General features: G+C 45.8%; 22 protein-coding genes and 1 other annotated feature. All 22 genes read left to right on the top strand.

The features are described from left to right. Positions 1-9: 9 nt before the first annotated feature. The 22 genes from AXI57_RS16975 to pyrE all read left to right on the top strand — a co-directional run bounded on the left by AXI57_RS16975 (position 10) and on the right by pyrE (position 22,482). The gene (locus AXI57_RS16975) at positions 10-1,293 is read left to right on the top strand and encodes an acetylornithine deacetylase (protein ID WP_371845781.1); all 1,284 of its coding nucleotides are present in this window, start codon (positions 10-12) and stop codon (positions 1,291-1,293) included. A gap of 76 nt (positions 1,294-1,369) precedes the next feature. Further along, positions 1,370-1,615, top strand: a complete 246-nt coding sequence (locus tag AXI57_RS16980; protein WP_010788542.1) for a YlmC/YmxH family sporulation protein — start codon at positions 1,370-1,372, stop codon at positions 1,613-1,615. 164 nt (positions 1,616-1,779) lie between these two features. Further along, positions 1,780-2,616 (top strand): peptidoglycan editing factor PgeF, encoded by an 837-nt coding sequence (gene pgeF / locus AXI57_RS16985; RefSeq protein WP_061670736.1) that lies wholly within the window; start codon positions 1,780-1,782, stop codon positions 2,614-2,616. Positions 2,617-2,622: 6 nt separating this feature from the next. Then, the gene (locus AXI57_RS16990; RefSeq protein ID WP_061670737.1) at positions 2,623-3,315 is read left to right on the top strand and encodes a YggS family pyridoxal phosphate-dependent enzyme; all 693 of its coding nucleotides are present in this window, start codon (positions 2,623-2,625) and stop codon (positions 3,313-3,315) included. Next, the gene (sepF, locus tag AXI57_RS16995; RefSeq protein WP_061670738.1) at positions 3,312-3,764 is read left to right on the top strand and encodes a cell division protein SepF; all 453 of its coding nucleotides are present in this window, start codon (positions 3,312-3,314) and stop codon (positions 3,762-3,764) included. The genes AXI57_RS16990 and sepF overlap by 4 nt, the downstream gene beginning before the upstream one ends. A 7-nt stretch (positions 3,765-3,771) precedes the next feature. Further along, positions 3,772-4,050 carry a YggT family protein gene (locus tag AXI57_RS17000; protein WP_003329033.1) on the top strand — a complete coding sequence of 93 codons (279 nt, stop codon included), beginning with the start codon at positions 3,772-3,774 and terminating at the stop codon, positions 4,048-4,050. 59 nt (positions 4,051-4,109) lie between these two features. After that, positions 4,110-4,886 (top strand): YlmH family RNA-binding protein, encoded by a 777-nt coding sequence (locus AXI57_RS17005; RefSeq protein ID WP_003329032.1) that lies wholly within the window; start codon positions 4,110-4,112, stop codon positions 4,884-4,886. Between the two features lie 94 nt (positions 4,887-4,980). Beyond that, positions 4,981-5,475, top strand: coding sequence for a septum site-determining protein DivIVA (divIVA, locus tag AXI57_RS17010; RefSeq protein WP_003329030.1), 495 nt, complete (start codon positions 4,981-4,983; stop codon positions 5,473-5,475). A 61-nt stretch (positions 5,476-5,536) separates the two neighbouring features. Then, positions 5,537-5,767, top strand: a binding site (T-box leader). Between the two features lie 56 nt (positions 5,768-5,823). Next, positions 5,824-8,586, top strand: coding sequence for an isoleucine--tRNA ligase (gene ileS, locus AXI57_RS17015; RefSeq protein WP_003329029.1), 2,763 nt, complete (start codon positions 5,824-5,826; stop codon positions 8,584-8,586). Positions 8,587-8,733: 147 nt separating this feature from the next. Continuing rightward, positions 8,734-9,108 carry a TraR/DksA family transcriptional regulator gene (locus AXI57_RS17020; protein WP_010788549.1) on the top strand — a complete coding sequence of 125 codons (375 nt, stop codon included), beginning with the start codon at positions 8,734-8,736 and terminating at the stop codon, positions 9,106-9,108. Between the two features lie 147 nt (positions 9,109-9,255). After that, positions 9,256-9,720, top strand: a complete 465-nt coding sequence (lspA, locus tag AXI57_RS17025; RefSeq protein WP_003329027.1) for a signal peptidase II — start codon at positions 9,256-9,258, stop codon at positions 9,718-9,720. Position 9,721: 1 nt separating this feature from the next. Beyond that, a complete protein-coding gene (locus AXI57_RS17030) occupies positions 9,722-10,633 on the top strand; it encodes an RluA family pseudouridine synthase (RefSeq protein WP_061670739.1) in 912 nt (303 codons plus the stop codon). A gap of 180 nt (positions 10,634-10,813) precedes the next feature. After that, entirely contained in the window at positions 10,814-11,359 is a 546-nt protein-coding gene (gene pyrR / locus AXI57_RS17035; RefSeq protein WP_003329025.1) for a bifunctional pyrimidine operon transcriptional regulator/uracil phosphoribosyltransferase, read from the top strand. Between the two features lie 170 nt (positions 11,360-11,529). Continuing rightward, positions 11,530-12,834, top strand: a complete 1,305-nt coding sequence (gene pyrP, locus AXI57_RS17040) for a uracil permease PyrP (protein ID WP_003329024.1) — start codon at positions 11,530-11,532, stop codon at positions 12,832-12,834. Positions 12,835-12,987: 153 nt separating this feature from the next. Beyond that, positions 12,988-13,902, top strand: coding sequence for an aspartate carbamoyltransferase catalytic subunit (locus AXI57_RS17045; protein WP_061670740.1), 915 nt, complete (start codon positions 12,988-12,990; stop codon positions 13,900-13,902). Next, complete coding sequence (locus AXI57_RS17050) at positions 13,886-15,172, top strand: dihydroorotase (RefSeq protein WP_061670741.1); 1,287 nt, start codon at positions 13,886-13,888, stop codon at positions 15,170-15,172. The genes AXI57_RS17045 and AXI57_RS17050 overlap by 17 nt, the downstream gene beginning before the upstream one ends. Next, positions 15,169-16,263 carry a carbamoyl phosphate synthase small subunit gene (locus AXI57_RS17055; RefSeq protein ID WP_061670742.1) on the top strand — a complete coding sequence of 365 codons (1,095 nt, stop codon included), beginning with the start codon at positions 15,169-15,171 and terminating at the stop codon, positions 16,261-16,263. Before AXI57_RS17050 ends, AXI57_RS17055 begins: the two co-directional genes overlap by 4 nt. Then, entirely contained in the window at positions 16,248-19,463 is a 3,216-nt protein-coding gene (gene carB / locus AXI57_RS17060) for a carbamoyl-phosphate synthase (glutamine-hydrolyzing) large subunit (protein WP_061670743.1), read from the top strand. Before AXI57_RS17055 ends, carB begins: the two co-directional genes overlap by 16 nt. Then, positions 19,460-20,230 carry a dihydroorotate dehydrogenase electron transfer subunit gene (locus tag AXI57_RS17065; RefSeq protein WP_061670744.1) on the top strand — a complete coding sequence of 257 codons (771 nt, stop codon included), beginning with the start codon at positions 19,460-19,462 and terminating at the stop codon, positions 20,228-20,230. The genes carB and AXI57_RS17065 overlap by 4 nt, the downstream gene beginning before the upstream one ends. After that, positions 20,230-21,165 (top strand): dihydroorotate dehydrogenase, encoded by a 936-nt coding sequence (locus AXI57_RS17070; protein WP_061670745.1) that lies wholly within the window; start codon positions 20,230-20,232, stop codon positions 21,163-21,165. Before AXI57_RS17065 ends, AXI57_RS17070 begins: the two co-directional genes overlap by 1 nt. After that, the gene (gene pyrF, locus AXI57_RS17075; protein ID WP_061670746.1) at positions 21,134-21,853 is read left to right on the top strand and encodes an orotidine-5'-phosphate decarboxylase; all 720 of its coding nucleotides are present in this window, start codon (positions 21,134-21,136) and stop codon (positions 21,851-21,853) included. Before AXI57_RS17070 ends, pyrF begins: the two co-directional genes overlap by 32 nt. Continuing rightward, the gene (gene pyrE / locus AXI57_RS17080; protein WP_003329015.1) at positions 21,850-22,482 is read left to right on the top strand and encodes an orotate phosphoribosyltransferase; all 633 of its coding nucleotides are present in this window, start codon (positions 21,850-21,852) and stop codon (positions 22,480-22,482) included. Before pyrF ends, pyrE begins: the two co-directional genes overlap by 4 nt. Positions 22,483-22,561 lie beyond the last annotated feature (79 nt).

Below are 22,561 nucleotides of genomic sequence, written 5' to 3' on the forward strand. Positions count from 1 at the left end.
AAGGAGCGAATGACATTGAATAAACAAATAGATGTTTTATTGCAAAAGGCCGAGGAACAAAAGAATGAACTGATTGAGCTTGCGAAAACATTAATTGCTTTTCAAACACCGGCGCCGCCGGCCAGAAACACAGACAAAATTCAATCATGGATTGCCGGGTTCTTGAATGAAATGGGCTTTTCTATTGACAAGTGGGAGGTTTATCCGGGAGACCCCAATGTAGTGGGTGTTTTAAAAGGAACAGATTCAGGCAGCCATCAAAGCTTAATTATTAACGGGCATGTGGATGTGGCTGAGGTGGATGAAGAAGGCTGGGAGCATGACCCGTTTCATCCTGTTGAAAAAAACGGCTGTTTGGTTGGCAGAGGTGCAGCTGATATGAAGGGCGGGATGGCGAGTGTGCTTTTCGCTTTAAAATTGATTCGTAATGCGGGGATTGATCTGCCGGGAGATGTGATTTTACAATCTGTCATCGGGGAAGAAGTAGGAGAGGCCGGCACTCTGGAGTGCTGCAAACGAGGTTACCGCGCCGACTTTGCCGTTGTTGCTGATACAAGCAATCTGCATATTCAAGGACAAGGCGGCGTCATCACGGGCTGGATCGAATTGAAAAGCCGCCAGACCTTCCATGACGGCACAAGGCGGAACATGATTCATGCGGGCGGAGGAACCTTTGGGGCAAGCGCGATCGAAAAAATGGCTAAAATCATACACGGGCTTGGCGAGCTGGAGCGCCACTGGGCGATTATGAAAAGCTATCCCGGCTTTAAGGCCGGCACGAACACGATCAATCCGGCTGTAATAGAAGGCGGAAGACACGCGGCTTTTATCGCGGATGAATGCCGTTTATGGATCACCGTGCATTTTTATCCGAATGAAACGCATGAGGAAGTAGCGGCGGAGATAGAGGATCATATTAATCGATTGAGTGATAGTGATGTGTGGCTGAGAGAAAATCGACCTGTCTTTACGTGGGGAGGCTCTTCCATGATAGAAGACAGAGGAGAAATTTTTCCCGCTCTTGAAGTTGACCCGCACCATCCTGCTGTTTCAGAGCTTACAGCTTCACACCGTCATATTAAACAAACAAATCCGGTTATAGATGTTTCCCAGTCAGTAACAGACGGCGGCTGGCTTTACAACGCAGGAATTCCGAGTGTCATTTACGGTCCCGGAGATTTGCACAATGCCCATGCCGTAAATGAAGAAGTAGCAATTGAGCAGCTCGTTGATTATACGAAGATTATACTAAGCTTTATTATCAAATGGTGCAGCACCCGCAAAGAACAATGAAATTTACACATGCTTGACAAGGTTCAGCCATCCCGTTCATATAATAAGAAAAAGAACGGACAAAGGACGTGATGGAATGATCAGCATTTCTGAATTTCAGGTAAAGGATGTTGTGAATGTATCTAACGGCAAAAAATTAGGAAGCATCGGTGACATCGACATAAACGTCACCACTGGAAAAATTCAAGCCATCATTCTCGGCGGAAATGGAAAAGTGCTTGGTTTTTTCGGAAAAGAAGAGGAAATGATCATTCCTTGGCGAAATATAGTTAAAATCGGGGAAGATGTCATCCTGGTTCGTTTGAGTGAACCGAAAGACTGAACGCTTTTGCAGCGCTTTTTCTGTTAAATGCCGGAAAACCCGCTTCCTTCCGGCACATTTATTCATTAAATTTGAAAAACGCCGCTAAACGAATGCATAAAGATGTGGTAAAATAAGTGGGAAATTACACATTTCAATAATGTTTGTCGAAAGGTTGGATCATCATGAATACATACCACCCATTCAGTCTCACCACCCCCTCGACACTCATGATACAAGACTGGAATCAAACGAATCAAAAAAACGCAAAGATCATTGCCGGATTTACTACGAAAAACGGCGGTGTCAGCAAGCCGCCTTTTGAATCGTTAAATACAGGATTGCATGTTCATGACAAAGATGCAGATGTTGTTGAAAACCGAAAAAAAATCGCCGGGTTGTTTGATACTGATTTACAATCATGGGTATTTGCCGATCAGACACATGAACATCATGTCCGAAAAGTGACGCATGAAGACGGCGGAAAAGGGGCTCGCAAGTACTCATCCGCTTTTAAAGCAACGGACGGGCTCTATACATGCGAAAAGAATGTATTTATGGCCTTATGCTTTGCCGATTGTGTGCCCCTGTTTTTTTATGACCCGGTCAGATCGCTTGTCGGGATCGCCCATGCCGGGTGGAAAGGGACTGTGAAACAGATCGGCCGGGAAATGGTCAAACGCTGGACAGATGAGGAAGGCTCCCGGTTATCGGATATACAGGCTGTCATCGGCCCGTCTATCAGCGCCGGCTGCTATACGGTTGATGACCGTGTCATCACTGAAGTCAACGCGCTCCCTTTTTCCGTGGAACACGCCGTGAATGAGACGGGACCGGGGAAGTACCAGCTCGATTTGAAGGAATTAAACAGACTGATTCTTATAGAAAGCGGCATCAGTAATGAAAATATTTCAGTGAGCGGGTTATGCACCGAAAAAGAACACCCGCTGTTCTTTTCTCACCGCCGGGATCAGGGAAAAACGGGACGGATGATGTCCTTTATCGGAATGAAGGAGGCATAAAAGATCTTGCGTGTAATCGACAATTTACGACATATAAACGAACGAATAAACGAAGCATGTAACAGATCAGGCCGCTGCTCCGATGAAGTTACAATTATCGCAGTCACTAAATATGTGTCAGCTGAAAGAGCGCAGGAAGCGGTGGATGCAGGCATTTCAAGCCTGGGCGAAAACCGTGATGCCGAACTGCTTCGCAAGCAGGTTATTGTAAAAGGTAATCCGGATTGGCATTTTATCGGCAGCCTTCAGTCAAGGAAGGTGAAAGCTGTCGTCAATAACGTGTCACATATTCATTCCTTAGACAGACTGTCATTAGCTTATGAAATTGAAAAACGCGCAACAGGGCCTGTACGCTGTTTTGTGCAGGTCAATACGTCGCTTGAACCGTCCAAGCACGGAATGAAACAAGAAGAAGTCATCCCTCTGGTTCAGGAGCTGGCCGGCTTTGAACATATCATCGTGGACGGTTTGATGACAATGGCTCCGCTGACTGAGGATAAAGAAAAGATTAGAAGCTGCTTTCGGGCGCTTCGCGAACTCCGCGACCAAGTTCAAAAGCTTAAACAGCCGAATGCTCCGTGTACGGAACTGTCGATGGGCATGTCAAATGATTTTGAAATTGCCATAGAAGAAGGCGCGACTTATATTAGAATCGGCTCATCGTTAGTCGGAAATGAAACAGGGGGTGTACAGCAATGAGCATGAAAAATAAATTTAAAAGCTTTTTCTCAATGGATGATGAAGAATATGAATATGAATATATTGATACAGAGCATGATACACATGAAGAACAAGACCAAAAAGAAAAGGCGGCTTATCCTAATAAGACTGCCGGCAAACAAAATGTGGTAAGCTTGCAAAGTGTCCAGAAATCCTCTAAAGTAGTGTTGAGTGAGCCCCGTGTCTACGCGGAGGCGCAGGAAATAGCTGATCATTTAAAAAACAGACGCGCAGTTGTCGTCAACCTGCAGCGAATTCAGCATGACCAGGCGAAAAGGATTGTTGATTTTTTAAGCGGGACGGTTTATGCCATCGGCGGCGATATTCAAAGAATCGGATCGGATATTTTCCTTTGCACGCCTGACAATGTAGATGTATCAGGGACGATTTCTGAGCTTATGTCTGAAGACGAACATCAGAGGTGGTAAAGCGCAGATGATCCTTTATCAAATTTTTTCAGTTTTAAGCTTATTAATATCTGTTTATTCATGGGCTCTGATCATTTATATTTTCATGTCCTGGGTTCCGAATGCGAGGGAATCTTCAATCGGACGATTTTTAGCGAATATTTGCGAGCCGTATCTTGAACCATTCAGAAAAATCATTCCCCCGATTGCTATGCTGGATATCTCTCCGATCGTGGCGATTATTGTGCTGCGATTTGCGACCGGCGGCTTATGGGGTCTTTACCGAATGATTGCAATGTATACGTAAGCGACAGTTTGATAGAGGCTTGGCAGCAGCCAAGCCTCTTTACATAGAAGGGAAAGACGATGAGCGATATTTATCAGCATTTCAGAAAAGAGGAGCAGCCTTTTATTGATCAGGCGCTTGAATGGAAAAGAATCGTCCAGGAGCAGTACAGGATGAAACTGACCGATTTTTTGGATCCGCGTGAGCAGGTTATCGCTGCCTCTGTTATAGGACAAGCAGATTCTGTAGGGCTCGCCTTGTTCGGCGGCTATGACGGAGCTGAACGGAAAAGGGCTCTTTTATACCCTGATTATGCCAATCCGGAGGAAACCGATTTTGGCCTGCAAGCGTTTGAGGTCCACTACCCCGAGAAATTTGTCAGCATTGATCATCGGTCCTTGCTGGGCTCTTTAATGGGGATTGGCTTAAAGCGGCAAAAGTTTGGGGATTTGGTGTTTGCAGAGTCGGCTGTGCAATTGATCGTCACGGCTGAAACGGCGGATTTTGTCGCAGGTCAGCTCACCCAGGCGGGCAAGGCTAAAGTCAATCTTGAGAAAATTAGTTTGTCAGACCTTCAAATCCCCGCTCGTGATGTCGAAATAAGGGATGACACAGTTTCTTCTTTAAGGCTCGATGCCGTTTGCGCTTCAATGAGCAGGCAGTCACGGCAAAAAGCGCTGACACTTGTGAAAAACGGCCTGGTCAAGGTGAATTGGAAGGTAGTCGAAGATCCATCCTATCAGCTGGCGGAGGGAGATATGCTTTCCATCAGAGGATTCGGCCGATCCAGTTTAACCAAAATTGAAGGAAAAACGAAAAAAGACAAATGGAGAGTCACATTTGAAAAACAAAAATGAGTCGATTTTTCAGTTTTTTTCTCCATCTGTGCGATATTTGCTTTATAATGTGAACTAGATAACTGTACTGAAATGTAAAAATGGAGGTGGCATTATGCCATTAACGCCAAATGATATCCACAACAAGACTTTTACAAAAAGCTTTCGCGGATATGACGAAGATGAAGTAAATGAATTCCTCATGCAAGTCAGAAAAGATTATGAAATTGTTCTTCGTAAAAAAACGGAACTTGAAGCAAAAGTAAACGAGCTTGATGAACGAATCGGGCACTTTGCGAATATTGAAGAAACGCTTAATAAATCAATCCTGGTTGCTCAAGAAGCAGCGGAAGATGTAAAGCGCAATTCACAAAAAGAAGCAAAGCTGATCGTTCGGGAAGCAGAAAAGAACGCAGATCGCATTATCAACGAATCTTTGTCAAAATCAAGAAAAATCGCTATGGAAATTGAAGAGCTGAAAAAGCAGTCTAAAGTGTTCAGAACACGTTTCCAAATGCTGATCGAAGCCCAGCTTGACCTTCTGAAGAACGATGATTGGGATCATCTTCTTGAATACGAAGTGGACGCGGTGTTTGAGGAAAAGGAATAATTCTCTGATTTTCTTGACATTTTCTCAGCTTGTCGAATATAATACGTTCATAAATTCAGATGAAAAGACGATTGAAAGGGACAGTCATGTTTCAATTTGGCTTTTGAAGCGACTCGGGGATGGTGTAAGCCTGAGACAGCCGGAGACATGTAGATCAGCCCTTAAGTTTCCTTTCTGAACTGACAGTAGGAAAGGACGTTCCATCACGTTACGATGCTCGAGAGGAAGAAGCGTGTGTTTCCCGTTTCTTCTAAAAGGGTGGTACCGCGAGATAAGCTTTCTCGTCCCTTATGGGATGAGAGGGCTTTTTTTATTTTCTGAAAAAATTTGTTTGATGGAGGAATGGAAATGGATTACAAAGATACGCTCTTGATGCCAAAGACAGATTTCCCGATGAGAGGGAATTTGCCAAACCGCGAACCTGAGATGCAAAAACAATGGGAAGAACAGGACATTTACCGTCTTGTACAAGAACGGACAAAGGATCGCCCGAAATTTGTTTTGCATGACGGACCTCCGTACGCAAACGGCGATATTCATATGGGCCACGCCCTCAATAAAATCTTGAAAGATTTTATCGTCCGTTATAAATCAATGAGCGGCTACAATGCGCCTTACGTACCCGGATGGGATACACACGGTCTGCCGATCGAAACGGCGTTAACGAAAAACAAAAAAGTAAAGCGTAAGGAAATGTCAGTTGCTGAATTCCGAAAGCTGTGTGAAGAATACGCTTGGCAGCAAATTGAAGGCCAGCGTGAGCAATTCAAACGTCTCGGTGTCCGCGGCGACTGGGAAAACCCATATGTAACGTTAAAACCGGAATACGAAGCACAGCAGATCCGTGTTTTTGGCGAGATGGCGAAACGCGGCTACATTTATAAAGGACTGAAACCGGTTAACTGGTCACCTTCAAGTGAATCGGCTTTGGCTGAAGCGGAGATCGAATATCAAGACAAACGCTCTGCATCCATTTACGTTGCTTTTGCTGTAAAAGACGGAAAAGGCGTGCTTGAAAACGGAGAACGCATCATCATTTGGACAACAACGCCTTGGACGATCCCGGCAAACCTTGGGATTTCGGTGCATCCTGATCTTGAATACAGCGTGATTTCAGTCGGTGGCGACCGTTTTGTCGCAGCAAGTGCGTTGGTTGAAAATGTAGCTTCGGCTTGCGGCTTTGAACAGTATGAAGTCTTAAAGACGTTGAAAGGTAAAGAACTCGAGAATATTGTTGCGGAACACCCGCTTTATGGCAGAGATTCTCTCGTTATGCTTGGCGACCACGTGACGACAGATGCCGGAACAGGCTGTGTTCATACAGCGCCGGGTCACGGGGAAGATGACTTTATCGTTGGCCAAAAATACGGCTTAGACGTGCTTTGCCCGGTTGATGAAAAAGGTGTTATGACAAGCGAAGCGCCTGGTTTTGAAGGTATGTTCTATGATGATGCAAACAAAGCAATCACTCAGCAGCTTGAAGAAAAAGGCGCGTTAATGAATCTTGAATTCATTACTCACTCTTATCCGCATGATTGGAGAACGAAAAAACCGACAATCTTCAGAGCGACCGCGCAATGGTTTGCATCCATTAAAGATTTCAGAACAGACCTGCTTGACGCGATTAAAGAAACAAAATGGGTTCCTGAATGGGGCGAACAGCGCTTGCACAATATGGTGCGTGACCGCGGCGACTGGTGTATTTCCAGACAGCGCGCATGGGGCGTTCCGATCCCGGTATTCTATGCTGAAAATGGCGAGCCGATCATTACAGATGAAACAATCGAGCATGTATCCGCACTATTCAGAGAGCACGGTTCTAACATTTGGTTTGAAAAAGAAGCGAAAGATCTTCTTCCAGAAGGATTTACACACCCTGGCAGCCCGAACGGCAAGTTTACCAAAGAACAGGATATTATGGATGTTTGGTTTGATTCAGGTTCCTCCCATCAGGCGGTGCTTGAAGAACGCGACGATCTTGTCCGTCCGGCTGACCTTTACCTTGAAGGCTCAGACCAATATCGCGGCTGGTTCAACTCATCGCTTTCAACCGCAGTTGCCGTAACAGGCCAAGCGCCTTACAAAGGTGTTTTGAGCCATGGATTTGCTCTTGACGGAGAAGGCCGCAAGATGAGTAAATCAATCGGAAACGTCGTAGTTCCTGCTAAAGTAATGAAACAGCTTGGAGCCGATATTTTAAGATTATGGGTATCTTCTGTCGATTATCAGGCTGACGTTCGTGTATCTGACGCGATCTTAAAGCAAGTCGCCGAAGTATACAGAAAAATCCGCAACACGTTCCGTTTCCTGCATGGCAACCTGTTTGATTTCGACCCGAAAGCCAATGCCGTTGCTGTAGAAGATCTTCGTGAAGTGGACCAATACATCTTGGTGAAACTGAACAAACTGATTGATAAAGTGAAAAAAGCGTACGATGAATATGAATTTGCGGTTGTTTACCACAGTATCCATAATTTCTGTACTGTAGAATTAAGCTCATTCTACCTAGACTTTGCAAAAGATGTCGTGTACATTGAGCATGCAGATCATCCGGACAGACGGAGCATGCAGACGGTTTTCTATGAAACCCTTCTTGCATTAGCGAAGCTGACTGCGCCGATTTTGCCGCATACGACAGACGAATTATGGGCGCACCTCACATTTGTGGAGGAACAGAGCGTTCAGCTGACTGATATGCCGGAAGCTGTCGCAATTCCTAATGGTGAAGCGGTAGAAGAAAAATTTGACCATTTTATGGAATTGCGAAATGATGTCTTAAAAGCGCTTGAAACAGCCCGGAATGAAAAGATCATCGGCAAGTCGATGGAAGCGAGTTTGACACTTTATCCGAATAAAGCTTCACAAGAACTATTGTCTGCGATCAAAGAGGATGTGAAACAGCTGTTTATCGTTTCTGAACTGACGATCAGCGAACAGGAAGCGCCGGCTGATGCTCAGAGCTTTGACTCAGGCAAAATCGTCGTAGAAAAAGCAGAGGGTGAAATGTGTGAACGGTCCCGCGTCATCTCAAAAGATGTGGGCGCCAATCCGAAATACCCAACATTATCGCTCCGCAATGCGGAAATTGTTGAAAAGTACTATCAGAAATAATCAGTCAAAACGTCCGGCGGATGCCGGGCGTTTTTTTGTATACCAGGGCTGACATGGATTAGAACGAAAGGAAAAATCTTATGTGCTTCATTTGCAGGCTCTCGGGCAACAATATAGGTATTACGTTATGAGCAGGAGTTGTGATGGATGAATGATCAGCTGACCGCAATTTATACGGAACTTCTTCTGATGAAAGAAGAATTACAGTCAAGATTATTTGAGTATTCTTGCTTTCAGGTTTCTGCAGCCGCCGAATCCCCAATCAATGATAATCAAAAAGCAACTCTGATCTACCACATTAAAGAAGAACTGCAAGACGTCCTTCTCGCCTTGTCAAAATTCGAGTCAGGAACGTTTGGCTGCTGTGAAGCGACAGGAGCGCCGATCCCGCTTTCTAAACTGGCTGTTCTTCCCACAGCCCGAACAGCAGACGACTTTCTTTATTCTGTCCAATTCGAAAAAAAAACGCTGCCGCTATGGAAAGCAAGTGATATAGAATATGATCAGGCGCTGTATGAATAACAGCGCCTAAAAAATCGCACAAATCTTACAACAATCAATTCAGCACGCTCACAGCGCCTGATGGCAAGCGGATATTCCTTTACTCCTGGGCTTTTTATTGATAAAATGCATAAAGGATTAAAGTAACCGGACAATGGAGGAACGTTTGTGCTGTATTACGTTATCGCACTTCTTATTATCTTAGCCGATCAATTAACAAAATGGCTTGTCGTGAAAAATATGGAACTCGGGCAGAGCGTCCCGGTGATTGATCATGTGTTCTATATTACATCCCACCGCAATACGGGGGCCGCTTGGGGCATTTTAGCCGGTCAGATGTGGTTTTTTTATTTAATCACGGTTGCAGTTATTATCGGGATTGTTTATTACATACAGCGCTATACAAAGGGGCAGAAGCTTCTCGGCATTTCTCTCGGATTAATGCTTGGGGGAGCAATCGGCAATTTTATTGACCGTGCCGTCAGACAAGAAGTCGTGGATTTCATTCATGTCATCATCGTAAATTACAATTATCCTATTTTTAACATCGCAGATTCCTCTTTGTGTGTCGGCGTTGTGCTTTTATTTATACAAATGCTGTTAGACAGCGGGAAAAAGAAGAAGGAGCAATAGCATGGATCAATTTGAGATAACCGCTTTGCCGGAACAAAAGAGTGAGCGGATTGATAAATTTCTGGCTTCTGCTGAGAAAGACTGGTCGAGAACCCAGGTTCAGCAATGGGTAAAGGATGGGCATATCGAAGTCAACGGCAGCCCGGTGAAAGCCAACTATAAAATGCAGCCTGGTGATCAGGTGAAGGTTACGGTGCCGGAGCCGGAAGCGCTTGATGTGCTTGCTGAGCCGATGGACCTGGACATTTATTATGAGGATCAGGATGTTTTGGTTGTAAACAAACCGAGGGGGATGGTCGTGCATCCGGCCCCGGGCCATGTAACAGGAACACTTGTAAATGGGCTGATGGCGCACTGTAAAGACCTTTCGGGAATTAACGGCGTGATGCGTCCGGGAATTGTTCACCGCATTGATAAGGACACATCAGGTTTATTAATGGTTGCAAAAAACGATATGGCGCATGAATCACTTGTGAATCAGCTTGTTCATAAAACAGTTACCCGTAAGTATATGGCTGTTGTTCACGGAATTATATCGCATGATGACGGAACGATTGATGCACCTATCGGAAGAGACAAAAAGGACCGCCAAAGCATGACGGTCGTGCGGGAAGGCAAAAATGCCGTTACCCATTTTCATGTCCTTGAACGCTTTCAGGATTTTACCTTGGTGGAGTGTCAGCTTGAAACGGGCAGAACCCATCAAATTCGCGTTCATATGAAATATATCGGTTTTCCTTTAGCAGGAGATCCGAAATACGGACCGAGAAAAACAATTGACTTTAACGGTCAGGCTCTCCATGCGGGTATTTTAGGTTTCCAGCACCCAAGAACAGACAAATACATTGAATTTGAAGCGCCGCTTCCGGATGATATGACGAAACTTATCGAAAATTTAAGGAAAAGTCGTTGACAGTTGAATTCTTTTCTGAAATAATAAACGAAGCTGAATAGATTCTTTAACACAGTCCAGAGAGGCTGAGAAGGATAACGGATAGGTCAGGATGCGTGTATCATCATCACGCAGCTTGCCCTTAAACCCCTCTCTGCCTTGGCAAGAGGGGTTTTTTAATGAATTGTGAGGTGTCTGCAAATGAATCAGAAAGCTGTTATTCTTGATGAACAGGCGATAAGACGAGCCTTGACAAGAATCGCCCATGAAATGATTGAACGCAATAAAGGAATGAATAACTGTATTCTTGTCGGCATTAAGACAAGAGGCATTTACTTAGCGAAGCGCCTCGCCGAACGAATCGAACAGATAGAAGGAAACGCTGTGACAGTCGGGGAAATTGATATTACGCTGTATCGCGACGACTTATCAAAAAAAACGAGCAATGAAGAGCCGCTTGTCAAAGGGGCCGACATACCGATTGATATTACGGATCAAAAAGTGATCGTAGTCGATGATGTGCTGTATACAGGAAGAACCGTCAGAGCAGCGATGGACGCGCTTGTTGATGTAGGCCGTCCGTCTTCCGTCCAGCTCGCCGTTCTGGTAGACAGAGGGCATAGGGAGCTGCCGATCCGGGCTGATTATATCGGCAAAAATATTCCGACCTCAAAGGCTGAAAAGGTTATGGTTCAGCTCCATGAAGTGGACGAAACAGACCTTGTAGCCATTTATGAAAATGAATAGCATACCTTTTTAAATGCAATCCAGTGAGTTTGCAAAGAGGTTTAAACAAAGCCGAACGACGAATGCGGCCGGCTTTGTATACCTCTTTGCGCAAAAAAAGCAAAGAGGTTTTTTAATATAAAGAATTTGAGTCATCCTACAACGAAGGCTTCTATCAGGAGGAAATTGTCATGAGTAAGAAAAAAGTAAACTTAGGCGTTAGGGATGTACCAAAACCTTTTTCATGGCTGACATTCAGCCTGCAGCACTTGTTTGCGATGTTCGGCTCCACTATACTTGTGCCGAAGCTTGTCGGAATGAGCCCGGCAGTCGCGCTGGTGACAAGCGGAATCGGAACGCTTGCATATCTGCTGATTACGAAGGGACAAATACCGGCTTATCTCGGTTCATCCTTCGCCTTTATTTCACCGATTATACTGGTGAAAGCAACGGGAGGCCCGGGCGCAGCAATGGTCGGCGCCTTCTTGGCGGGAATTGTGTACGGACTGATTGCCTTGATGATCCGGCAGCTCGGAACCGGCTGGCTTATGAAGCTTCTCCCTCCTGTCGTCGTCGGGCCTGTCATCATCGTCATTGGGCTTGGCCTTGCCGGCACGGCGGTAAACATGGCAATGTATGCTGATCCGAACGCAAGTGAACTTCAATACAGCTTAAAGCATTTCAGTGTAGCCGGCGTTACCTTGGGGATCACCATCATATGCGCCATCTACCTGAGGGGATTCCTTAGCCTGATTCCTGTGCTGATCGGAATTATCGGCGGATATCTGTTTGCGCTGACTCAAGGCATTGTCAACTTTCAGCCGGTCATTGACGCAAAATGGTTCGCTGTGCCGGAATTTATCATTCCATTCAAGGACTTTACGCCGTCTGTCACGCTAGGAATCATCGCGGCTATGGTGCCGGTGGCCTTTGTTACCATGTCTGAGCATATCGGGCATCAAATGGTGCTGAGCAAGGTTGTCGGACAAGATTTTATTAAAAAACCGGGACTGCACCGCTCTATCATGGGAGACAGCGCGGCGACAATCATCGCCTCCTTGATCGGCGGCCCGCCAACAACGACATACGGAGAAAACATCGGCGTCCTGGCGATTACCCGAGTATTCAGCGTCTTTGTTATCGGCGGCGCGGCAGTCATTGCGCTCTGCTTCGGATTTATCGGAAAAATTTCTGCGCTGATCAGTTCGGTTCCCTCAGCTGTCATGGGAGGCGTGTCCTTCCTGCTGTTTGGCATCATTGCTTCTAGCGGTCTGAGAATGCTGATCGACAACAAAATTGATTATGAGAACAACCGAAATCTTATTATCACATCCGTCATTTTGGTTATCGGTGTAGGCGGAGCATTCATTCAAGTGTCTGAGGGAGGATTTCAGGTGTCAGGCATGGCGCTGGCGGCTATCGTCGGAGTCATCTTAAATCTAATCCTTCCGGACGCAAAAGAAGAACAGGCGGACACCGCCGACCAAAATCATTGATAAGAAAACCTTTTAATGAAAGTCCAGAGAGGCTTGGAAGGGTTATGAAGAGAAGAAAGCTGCACGCTCCTCCTCTATTTAACCGCACCCCGAGTCTGTTAACAGACCGGGGTTTTTTTACGGCCTTAAAGTTGAAACGAAAGGGGAAAGAAAATGAATCATTTAACGACAATGAGTGAATTAAGCCCTGCGGAGATTGAAAACCTGATTTATGAAGCCAAAGCGCTCAAAAATGGAAAAACAGACACCCACCTTGCAGGGAAATTCATTGCTAATTTGTTTTTTGAACCAAGTACAAGAACACGATTCAGCTTTGAGGTAGCGGAAAAGAAACTGGGTATGAACGTGCTGAACCTTGACGGAACGAGCACAAGCGTACAAAAAGGCGAAACACTTTATGACACGATCAGAACGCTTGAATCCATCGGAGTAGACGCATGTGTGATCAGGCATAGCGAAGACGAGTATTATAAGGAGCTAATCGGCCGGGTGAATATACCGATTTTAAATGCGGGGGACGGCTGCGGTCAGCATCCGACCCAATCATTGCTTGATTTAATGACCATCAACGAAGAGTTCAATTGTTTTAAAGACTTGACTGTTTCCATCCACGGCGATATTAAGCACAGCAGAGTCGCAAGATCGAATGCGGAAGTATTAACAAGGCTCGGTGCGCGCGTTCTTTTCTCTGGTCCGGCTGAATGGCAGGATGAACAAAATCCATTCGGCACCTATGTTTCAACTGACGAAGCGATAAAGTCTTCAGACGTTGTCATGCTGCTCCGCATTCAAAATGAAAGACATCAGTCCGCTGTCAGTCAAGAGGACTATTTGAAAAGGTTTGGTTTGACGATGGAGAGGACGAAAAACATGCAGCAGCATGCGATCATCATGCATCCCGCCCCCGTCAACAGGGGAGTGGAGATAGATCCTGAATTAGTAGAATCAAAAAAATCAAGAATCTTCAGGCAAATGGAAAATGGCGTGTTTATCAGAATGGCAGTTTTAAAAAGAGCGCTTGAAACAAATGTGAAAAGGGGAGAAGCAGATTATGTCATATCTCATTAAAAACGGCTGGGTACTAGGCGGAAATGGTGAAAAAACAGAACAGGATATTCGGGTAATTGGAGAAAAAATTTCAGAAATCGGAAAGCTGGAAGTAAAAGAAGGCGAAACAGTCATTGACGCAAATGGTTTATTCGTATCACCGGGACTGGTGGATCTTCACGTTCACTTCAGAGAGCCGGGCGGAGAGAAAAAAGAAACCATTGAAACAGGAGCAAAAGCAGCAGCGCGCGGCGGCTTTACAACAGTAGCGGCGATGCCGAATACACGACCGGTCCCTGATACGAAGGAGCAAATGGAATGGGTGCAAAACCGCATTCAAGAGACGTCTTCTGTCAGAGTTCTTCCTTACGCTTCTATTACGATCAGACAAATCGGCGATGAAATGACAAACTTTGAAGAGTTGAAAGAAGCCGGTGCATTTGCCTTTACAGATGACGGCGTCGGTATACAGACAGCAGGAATGATGTATGAAGCGATGAAGCGTGCAGCTGCCATTGACAAAGCGATTGTCGCGCATTGCGAGGATAACTCCTTAATTTACGGAGGCAGCGTCCATGAGGGATCCTTCTCGAAAGCAAACGGGCTAAACGGCATTCCTTCTGTGTGTGAATCGGTTCATATCGCCCGCGACATTCTCTTAGCAGAAGCGGCGAATTGCCACTACCATGTATGCCATATCAGTACAAAAGAATCCGTCCGAGTCGTGCGTGACGCGAAAAAAGCGGGCATTCGCGTAACGGCGGAGGTTACGCCTCACCACTTGCTGCTCTGTGATGAAGACATTCCCGGGCTGGACACAAACTATAAAATGAACCCGCCGCTGCGCGGTGCGGAAGATAGAGAAGCACTGATCGAAGGACTTTTAGACGGAACGATCGACTTTATAGCAACCGACCATGCGCCACATACAGAAGAAGAGAAAAACACAGAAATGAAGCTTGCTCCATTCGGTATTGTCGGCTTGGAAACAGCGTTCCCGCTTCTTTATACACATTTTGTAAAAAACGGGCGATGGTCGCTGAAGCAGCTTGTTGATTATATGACGATAAAGCCTTGCGAAGCATTTAAACTGCCATACGGAACACTTCAAGTCGGCCAAACTGCAGATATCACAGTAATTGATTTAGAAAGAGAAGCAAGTATTGATAAAGAGACATTCCTGTCAAAAGGAAAAAATACACCATTCAACGGTATCAGCTGCTACGGCTGGCCAGTCGCAACGATCGCAGCCGGAAAGCTTGCTTATGAAGAAGGGAGACTTGTCAAATGATCAGAAGATTAGTACTTGAAAACGGAGCGGTGTTCGAAGGAAAAGCATTTGGGAGCTTAGAACACAACATGGGGGAAGTCGTTTTTAACACAGGAATGACAGGCTATCAGGAAATCCTGTCAGACCCTTCTTACTGCGGGCAAATCGTCACATTAACCTATCCTCTCATCGGCAATTACGGCATTAATCGAGACGACTTTGAATCGATTACGCCGTTTGTAAAAGGATTGATTATAAAAGAATTATGTGAACTGCCTTCAAACTGGCGGTCAGCTTACACACTTCATGAATATTTAAAAATGAAAAACATTCCGGGATTACAAGGAATTGATACGAGAAAGCTCACGCGAATGATTCGCACAGCAGGCGCTTTAAAAGGAACCTTCGCTTCAGTGGATGAGTCGGTTGAAGAGGTGAAAAAAAGACTGAAAGAAACTGAGCTTCCGAGAAATCAAGTAGCACAAGTATCCGCGAAAACGGCATATCCAAGTCCTGGGCGCGGCAAACGGATTGTTCTTGTGGATTTTGGAATGAAACACGGCATATTAAGAGAATTAAACAAACGAAAATGCGATGTTATCGTCGTGCCTTATAACATAACAGCAGAAGAAGTGCTACAGCTGAAGCCGGACGGAATCATGCTTTCCAACGGACCGGGAGATCCGAAAGACGTCCCGGAAGCGATTGAAATGATTAAAGGCGTTCTCGGTAAAGTTCCGCTGTTCGGTATCTGCCTTGGCCACCAATTATTCGCATTGGCATGCGGAGCGGATACAGAAAAAATGAAATTCGGCCACAGAGGATCAAACCATCCGGTGAAAGAACTTGCAACCGGAAGAGTAGCCTTGACGGCGCAAAATCACGGCTATACGGTATCTTCCATTCTACAGACAGAACTTGAAGTAACACACATCGCCATCAACGACGACACGATTGAAGGGTTAAAGCATAAGACAAAACCTGCATTTACGGTGCAATACCATCCGGAAGCTTCACCGGGACCGGAGGATGCGAATCATTTATTTGACAGATTTATCGACATGATCGAAACAACAGAGAAAGAAGGGGAAGCGGTATGCCAAAACGCGTAGACATTAATAAAATTTTAGTAATCGGATCAGGCCCGATCATCATCGGCCAAGCAGCAGAATTTGACTATGCGGGTACGCAGGCTTGTCTTGCTTTAAAAGAAGAAGGCTATGAGGTCATTCTTGTCAATTCAAATCCTGCCACCATCATGACGGACACGGAAATGGCTGATCGGGTTTACATTGAACCGCTCACACCTGAATTTCTGACGAGGATCATCAGAAAAGAACGCCCTGATGCCATTCTTCCTACTCTCGGAGGACAAACCGGATTAAACCTGGCTGTCGAACTATCTGAACAAGGCGTCTTGCAAGAGTGTGGCGTAGAAGTGCTCGGCACCAAACTTTCTGCGATCCAGCAGGCGGAGGACCGCGACTTGTTCAGAACGTTAATGAATGATCTGAATGAACCAGTTCCTGAAAGTGACATCATTCACTCATTAGAAGAAGCAGAAAATTTCGTGAGCAAAATCGGATTCCCAGTCATTGTACGCCCCGCATATACATTAGGCGGCACAGGAGGAGGTATCTGCTCCAATGAAATCGAGCTGAAAGAAATTGTAGAAAACGGCTTGAAGTTAAGTCCTGTTCACCAATGCTTGCTTGAAAAAAGCATTGCCGGCTATAAAGAAATTGAATATGAAGTGATGAGAGACAGTCAGGATCACGCCATTGTCGTTTGTAATATGGAAAACATTGATCCGGTCGGAATCCATACCGGAGACAGTATAGTAGTCGCGCCGAGCCAAACACTCAGCGACCGCGAATATCAGCTTCTGCGAAACGTATCATTAAAACTGATCCGCGCGCTCGGTATTGAAGGCGGATGTAATGTGCAGCTTGCTTTAGATCCTGACAGCTTCCAATACTACATCATTGAAGTGAACCCGAGGGTCAGCCGTTCGTCAGCGCTGGCATCAAAAGCAACAGGCTATCCGATCGCAAAGCTTGCAGCTAAAATCGCAGTCGGCCTTTCCTTGGATGAAATGATGAACCCGGTTACGGGAAAAACATATGCGGCATTCGAACCCGCTCTTGATTATGTCGTCTCTAAGATTCCGCGCTGGCCTTTTGACAAGTTTGAATCGGCAAACAGAAGACTCGGCACACAAATGAAGGCGACAGGAGAAGTGATGGCGATCGGCCGCACACTTGAGGAATCGTTACTGAAAGCCGTCCGATCACTTGAAGCTGATGTCCACCACCTTGAATTGAAGGATGCGGCAGACATTTCGAACGAGCTGCTGGAAAAACGGATTAAAAAGGCGGGAGATGAACGTTTATTCTATCTTGCCGAAGCATACAGAAGAGGCTACACAGTCGAACAGCTTCATGAATTCTCTGCCATTGACGTGTTTTATTTGCATAAGCTCTTCGGTATTGTCGAGTTTGAAAAAGAGTTGAAAGCAAATGCCGGCAGCCTGGATGTATTAAAAACAGCAAAAGAGCTTGGTTTTTCCGACCAGTATATCAGCCGCGAATGGAATATGCCGGAAGCAAAGCTTTACAGCTTAAGAAAACAAGGCGCAATCACACCGGTTTTCAAAATGGTTGACACATGTGCGGCTGAGTTTGAATCTGAAACGCCTTACTTCTACAGCACATACGAGGAAGAGAATGAATCAGTCGTGACACCGAAGAAAAGTGTTGTTGTTCTCGGGTCTGGGCCGATTCGCATCGGACAAGGCGTGGAATTCGATTATGCGACCGTGCATTCTGTCTGGGCAATCAAGCAGGCGGGCTATGAAGCGATTATCGTGAATAATAACCCGGAAACCGTATCAACGGATTTCAGTATTTCGGATAAGCTTTATTTTGAGCCGCTGACTGTAGAAGATGTCATGCATATCATTGATCTCGAGCAGCCGCTGGGAGTTGTAGTGCAATTCGGCGGGCAAACTGCGATCAACCTTGCTGATGAACTATCAAACCGCGGGGTAAAAATTCTCGGAACATCACTGGAAGACTTGGATCGTGCGGAAGACCGGGATAAATTCGAACAGGCGCTGGAAACATTGCAAGTGCCGCAGCCGCTGGGCAAAACAGCGACCTCAGTTGAACAAGCGGTGAAAATCGCAAGCGATATCGGTTATCCGGTTCTCGTCCGTCCTTCTTACGTGCTTGGCGGCCGGGCAATGGAAATTGTCTACCACGAAGAAGAGCTTCTTCATTACATGAAAAATGCAGTAAAAATCAATCCGCAGCACCCGGTATTAATAGATAGATATTTGACTGGCAAAGAAATTGAAGTGGATGCGGTATCTGACGGCGAAACAGTTGTGATTCCGGGAATCATGGAGCACATTGAGCGCGCAGGGGTCCATTCGGGCGATTCGATTGCTGTTTATCCTCCGCAATCTCTGACGGAAGACATTAAGAAAAAAATCGAACAATATACCATCGCATTGGCTAAAGGACTTAATATTGTCGGGCTTCTCAATATTCAATTCGTTCTTTCAAAAGGCGAAGTATATGTTCTCGAAGTCAATCCGAGATCAAGCAGAACTGTTCCGTTTTTGAGCAAAATCACCGGAATTCCGATGGCGAATCTTGCAACAAAAGTTATTCTCGGACAAAAACTGGATGAGTTTGGCTACAAAGAGGGGCTTCAGCCGGAACAGCAAGGCGTATATGTAAAAGTGCCGGTGTTCTCCTTCGCGAAGCTGAGAAGAGTCGACATTACACTCGGCCCTGAAATGAAGTCAACAGGTGAGGTCATGGGCAAAGATTCTACAGTCGAAAAGGCGCTGTACAAAGGTCTGATCGCCTCAGGCATTCAAATTCCTAACTATGGTTCCGTTCTCTTAACTGTAGCGGATAAAGACAAAGAAGAAGGGCTTGCCATCGCGAAGCGCTTCCACGCGATCGGCTACAACATTTTGGCGACGGAAGGAACGGCAGGATATTTAAAAGATGCGTCCATCCCTTCGAAGGTTGTAGGGAAAATTGGTCAGGACGGGCCGAATCTTCTTGATGTCATAAGAAGCGGAGAAGCGCAATTTGTCATCAATACGCTCACAAAAGGAAAGCAGCCGGCAAGAGACGGATTCAGAATCAGACGTGAATCAGTGGAAAACGGCGTTGCCTGCCTGACATCTTTAGACACGGCAGAAGCTATCTTGCGAGTATTAGAAAGCATGACGTTTCGGGCGGATCATATGCCGGCGGTCAACTCTAACCAGGAGGCGGCAATCTCGATATGAAAAAAGCGTATTTAACCGTTCGTTCCAATGAAGAAGTTGCAGACCGAATCTATCAAATGGTGCTGAAAGGGGATCTTGTCCAGACGTTTACAACGCCCGGGCAATTCCTGCACCTTAAAGTGAGCGAAGCGGTGACTCCGCTTTTAAGAAGACCTATCAGTATTGCTGATGTTGATACAGAGAGGCATGAAGTAACGATTATTTACCGAAAAGACGGAGAAGGGACGGGGCTTTTATCTCTAAAGCAGCAAGGAGACCGTGTAGATGTCCTCGGCCCTTTAGGCAACGGATTTCCCGTTAACGAAATCGAAGCCGGAAAAACAGCTTTATTAGTAGGGGGAGGCGTCGGAGTCCCGCCTCTCCAAGAGCTGTCAAAACGCTTGAAACAAAAAGGCGTAAAGGTGGTTCACGTTTTGGGCTTTCAGTCAGCTAAGGATGTATTTTATGAAGAGGAATGCCGACGATACGGAGACACGTATATAGCGACAGCCGACGGGACTCATGGAACAAAAGGTTATGTGACCGATGTAATCAGGGAGCAAAATCTCGAATTTGACGTGCTTCTCAGTTGCGGTCCCACACCAATGCTGAAGGCATTAAAGCAAGAATACGCCCATAAAGAGGTTTATCTTTCAATGGAAGAACGGATGGGCTGCGGAATTGGGGCGTGCTTTGCCTGCGTGTGCCATACAAACAAGAGCGAGACATCATATGTGAAGGTCTGTCTTGACGGTCCGGTATTCAAAGCTCAGGAGGTGGCGCTGTAATGTTAAAGGTGGAATTGCCGGGGCTTCAATTAAAAAATCCCATCATACCGGCTTCAGGCTGTTTCGGTTTTGGTAAAGAATTCGCCCGATTTTATGATTTATCTTGTCTCGGAGCGATTATGATCAAAGCAACGACAAAGGAGCCGCGTTTCGGAAATCCTACTCCTAGGGTTGCCGAAACAGGCGCTGGCATGCTTAATGCGATTGGTCTGCAAAACCCGGGTCTCGAAAGCGTATTGCACAACGAGCTGACCTGGCTTGAACAATTTGATACACCTATCATTGCAAATGTGGCCGGTTCTCAAGTTGAAGATTATGTTGAAGTGGCGGAGCAAATCAGCAAAGCGCCTAATGTAAATGCGCTTGAACTGAATATTTCCTGTCCGAACGTAAAAACCGGCGGAATCGCCTTTGGAACAAACCCGGCAATGGCCGCAGAATTGACAAAGGCGGTAAAAAAAGTTTCCCAAGTGCCTGTCTATGTGAAGCTTTCCCCAAATGTCGCCAACATCGCAGAAATTGCGGTTGCGATTGAAGAGGCTGGGGCTGACGGTCTTACTATGATTAACACCTTAATCGGTATGAGGCTAGATTTAAAAACAGGCCGGCCGATTTTAGCCAATAAAACGGGAGGGCTTTCAGGTCCTGCGGTAAAACCTGTAGCGATTCGGATGGTATATGAGGTCAGTCAGGCCGTCAATATTCCGATTATTGGAATGGGAGGCGTTCAGACAGCTGAAGACGCGTTTGAATTCCTTCTGGCAGGAGCCAGCGCTGTCGCTGTCGGAACTGCCAACTTTGTAAATCCTTTTGCATGTCCGGAAATCATTGGGCAGCTCCCTGATGTTTTACAGAAATACGGATATCAATCAGTGGTAGAATGTATTGGAAGGAGCTGGAATGATGAACAAAAACCTGCCTATCGTCGCGCTTGATTTCGCCACAGCAGAAGAAACATTGGCCTTTTTACAGCCCTTTCACAATGAACAGCTGTTTGTGAAGGTTGGAATGGAGCTTTTTTATCAAGAAGGGCCGCGTATTATTAAGCTTCTGAAAGAACGCAATTGCGAGCTGTTTTTAGATTTAAAGCTCCACGACATTCCGACTACTGTAAATAAAGCAATGAAACGGCTGGCCGGTCTTGGGGTAGATCTCGTCAATGTTCACGCGGCCGGCGGCAAAAAGATGATGGAAGCCGCAGTTGAGGGATTGGAAGAAGGAACGGCATCAGGCAAAAAACGCCCGTCACTTATCGCGGTTACCCAGCTGACAAGCACATCAGAACATATGTTGAAAGAAGAACTTTGGATTAAAAATCCTCTTTTAGAAACAGTTGTGCATTACAGCAAGCAGGCCGAAGAGAGCGGATTGGACGGCGTGGTATGTTCGGTTCACGAAGCAGGAGCGATTTATGAACAAGTATCGCCGTCATTTCTCACCGTGACACCGGGCATTCGGTTGTCTGAAGATGCCGCAAATGACCAGGTCCGCGTGGCGACGCCCGCCGTTGCAAGAGAAAAAGGATCGTCCGCTATTGTGGTCGGGCGGTCTATTACAAAAGCGGACAACCCGGTAAAAGCTTATGAAACAATCAGACTCGAATGGGAGGGTATCAGTCAATGAAACAAGTCATCGCCAAACATCTGCTAGATATTGAAGCTGTATTTTTACGCCCGAATGAGCCTTTTACATGGGCAAGCGGCATTTTATCTCCTATTTATTGTGACAACCGTCTCACTCTGTCATTTCCTGAGGTGAGAAATGATGTGGCCCAAGGCCTTACTCAGCTTGTCCGGCAGCAGTTTCCTGAAGCTGAGATGATCGCGGGGACAGCAACTGCCGGTATTCCCCATGCCGCCTTGGCCGCCGATCGCCTGAAGCTGCCAATGTGTTATGTGAGAAGCAAGCCGAAAGCCCACGGCAAAGGAAACCAAATTGAAGGAGCCGTAGAAAAAGGCCAAAAAACGGTAGTTATTGAGGACTTAATTTCTACAGGAGGCAGCGTGCTTGAAGCAGCAGCTGCTTTACAGGCAGCGGGATGTGACGTGCTTGGCGTGGTATCTATTTTCACATATGGTCTTCCTAAAGCAAGTGAAGCCTTTGAAAAAGCAAAGATACCGTACTATTCACTGACAGACTATGACACGCTGACAGAAGTAGCCCTTCAAAATGAAAAAATTCACTCAGCAGATTTAAAAAAGTTGCAAACATGGAAATTGAATCCCGAGTCAAAAGATTGGATTAAGCAATAAATCAACATATCATTTGAAAAAAACATGAGTAAATCACAGGTAAAACAGGCCATTTGGCCTGTTTTTTTATTTTCATTAA

Origin of the sequence: Bacillus atrophaeus, assembly GCF_001584335.1 — a bacterium.
Taxonomy (GTDB): Bacteria; Bacillota; Bacilli; order Bacillales; family Bacillaceae; genus Bacillus; species Bacillus atrophaeus.